Here is a 2,956-nt window from a genome sequence, read left to right as displayed (position 1 = left end):
CTGCACTTACACCTTCGACCTATCAACCAGATAGTCTTTCTGGGGTCTTACCCTTGCGGTGGGAAATCTTATCTTGAAGTTGGCTTCGCGCTTAGATGCTTTCAGCGCTTATCCATTCCGTACATAGCTACCCAGCCATGCCCTTGGCAGAACAACTGGTACACCAGAGGTACGTCCATCCCGGTCCTCTCGTACTAAGGACAGGTCTCCTCAAATTTCCTACGCCTGCGACGGATAGGGACCGAACTGTCTCACGACGTTCTGAACCCAGCTCGCGTACCACTTTAATGGGCGAACAGCCCAACCCTTGGGACCTACTACAGCCCCAGGATGTGATGAGCCGACATCGAGGTGCCAAACCTCCCCGTCGATGTGGACTCTTGGGGGAGATAAGCCTGTTATCCCCAGGGTAGCTTTTATCCGTTGAGCGATGGCCCTTCCACGCAGAACCACCGGATCACTAAGTCCGATTTTCATCCTTGCTCGACCTGTATGTCTTGCAATCAAGCTCTCTTTTGCCTTTACACTCTACGTACGATTTCCGACCGTACTGAGAGAACCTTTGAGCGCCTCCGTTACCTTTTGGGAGGCGACCGCCCCAGTCAAACTGCCCACCTGACAGTGTCCCAAGACCAGATTCATGGCCTATGGTTAGAGTCCCAGTACTACAAGGGTGGTATCCCAAGGATGGCTCCGCCAAAACTGGCGTCCTGGTTTCAAAGCCTCCCACCTATCCTGTACATGTAGTACCAAGACCCAATGTCAAGCTACAGTAAAGCTCCATGGGGTCTTTCCGTCCTGTCGCAGGTATCCGGCATCTTCACCGGAATTACAATTTCACCGAGTCTGTTGTTGAGACAGTGCCCAAATCGTTACGCCTTTCGTGCGGGTCGGAACTTACCCGACAAGGAATTTCGCTACCTTAGGACCGTTATAGTTACGGCCGCCGTTTACTGGGGCTTAAGTTCACTGCTTCGATTGCTCTAACAGATCCCCTTAACCTTCCAGCACCGGGCAGGCGTCAGCTCCTATACATCGTCTTGCGACTTAGCAGAAACCTATGTTTTTGGTAAACAGTCGCTTGGGCCTATTCTCTGCGGCCACCGTATGGTGGCACCCCTTATCCCTAAGTTACGGGGTCATTTTGCCGAGTTCCTTAACAACAGTTCTCTCGCGGGCCTTAGGATACTCTCCTCACCCACCTGTGTCGGTTTGCGGTACGGGTACCTTTAACCTCGATAGAGACTTTTCTTGACAGTGTGAAATCAGCTACTTCGCTACTAAATTTCGCTCCCCATCACATCCCAGCATTATCAAAGCGGATTTACCTACTCTGACTGCCTCAATGCTTGGGCACACATAACCAACAGTGTGCTTAGCTTATCCTACTGTGTCATCCCATCTCTCAAACGGTTATTGGTAGTACAGGAATATCAACCTGTTGTCCATCACCTACGCCTTTCGGCCTCAGCTTAGGTCCCGACTAACCCAGGGCGGACGAACCTTCCCCTGGAAACCTTGGGTTTACGGCCTGTGGGATTCTCACCCACATCTCGCTACTCATGCCAACATTCTCACTCCCATACTGTCCACATGTCCTTACGGTCATGCTTCAACCCGTATGGGAAGCTCCCCTACCCATCATTACTGATGCCGTAGCTTCGGTAGTAAGTTTTAGCCCCGGAAATCTTCGGCGCAGGATCACTCGACCAGTGAGCTATTACGCACTCTTTGAATGAGTGGCTGCTTCTAAGCCAACATCCTGGTTGTCTGTGCAATCCCACATCCTTTACCACTTAACTTACATTTAGGGACCTTAGCTGACGATCTGGGCTGTTGCCCTTTCGACTATGAATCTTATCACCCACAGTCTGACTCCCAAGTATAAGATGACGGCATTCGGAGTTTGATAGTCTTCGGTAGGTGCAATACCCCCTAGGACATTCAGTGCTCTACCTCCGTATCTCTCACCTTGAGGCTAGCCCTAAAGCTATTTCGGGGAGAACCAGCTATCTCCGGGCTCGATTGGAATTTCACCGCTACCCACAAGTCATCCCCGAGCTTTTCAACGCTCGTGGGTTCGGACCTCCACGAAATTTTACTTTCGCTTCATCCTGCTCATGGGTAGGTCGCCCGGTTTCGGGTCTACGTCAAGTAACTGAACGCTCAGTTAAAACTCGCTTTCGCTACGGCTCCACACCTTAAGTGCTTAACCTTGCTACTTAACGTAACTCGTTGGCCCGTTCTACAAAAAGTACGCGGTCACACAAGAAATGTGCTTCCACAGCTTGTAAGTGCAGGGTTTCAGGTTCTATTTCACTCCCCTCCCGGGGTTCTTTTCACCTTTCCCTCACGGTACTATACGCTATCGGTCACTAGGTAGTATTTAGCCTTGGAGGGTGGTCCCTCCTGCTTCCCACAGGGTTTCACGTGTCCCGTGGTACTCTGGATCATATCTGAAGTTTTCTCGTTTGACATACAGGACTATTACCTTCTGTGGTGGGTCTTTCCAAACCTCTTCAATTACGATACCTCTTCGTTTAAGATATGTCCGCAACCCCAATAAAGAAAACTTTATTGGTTTGGGCTATTCCGCGTTCGCTCGCCGCTACTTACGGAATCGAATTTCTTTCTCTTCCTTCAGGTACTTAGATGTTTCAGTTCCCTGAGTTCCCCTCATTAAGCTATGTATTCACTTAATGATACTTAGACATTACTCTAAGTGAGTTTCCTCATTCGGAAATCTTCGGATCAAAGTTTACGTGCAACTCCCCGAAGCTTATCGCAGCTTATCGCGTCCTTCATCGGCTCCTAGTGCCAAGGCATCCGCCCTGCACCCTTAATAACTTGACCAGTTAAAAAGGTTTGATAGATTAGAAGCTATCAACTTCGATAATTTTAAAAAGTTATCAACTTTATATATTACAAATTAGATGTCATATCACTAAATATATAT

1 rRNA gene is annotated in these 2,956 nt (G+C 49.1%); it reads right to left on the bottom strand.

What is annotated here, in order from left to right:
* Nucleotides 1-2,853 (bottom strand): 23S ribosomal RNA (locus KGF48_RS19610); the annotation flags it as partial.
* Nucleotides 2,854-2,956: the final 103 nt, after the last annotated feature.

It is taken from the genome of Clostridioides sp. ZZV15-6388 (assembly GCF_020657755.1).
GTDB lineage: Bacteria > Bacillota > Clostridia > Peptostreptococcales > Peptostreptococcaceae > Clostridioides.
Note: the sequence above shows the minus strand (reverse complement) of the source record. Positions and strands in the feature narration are given on the sequence as shown.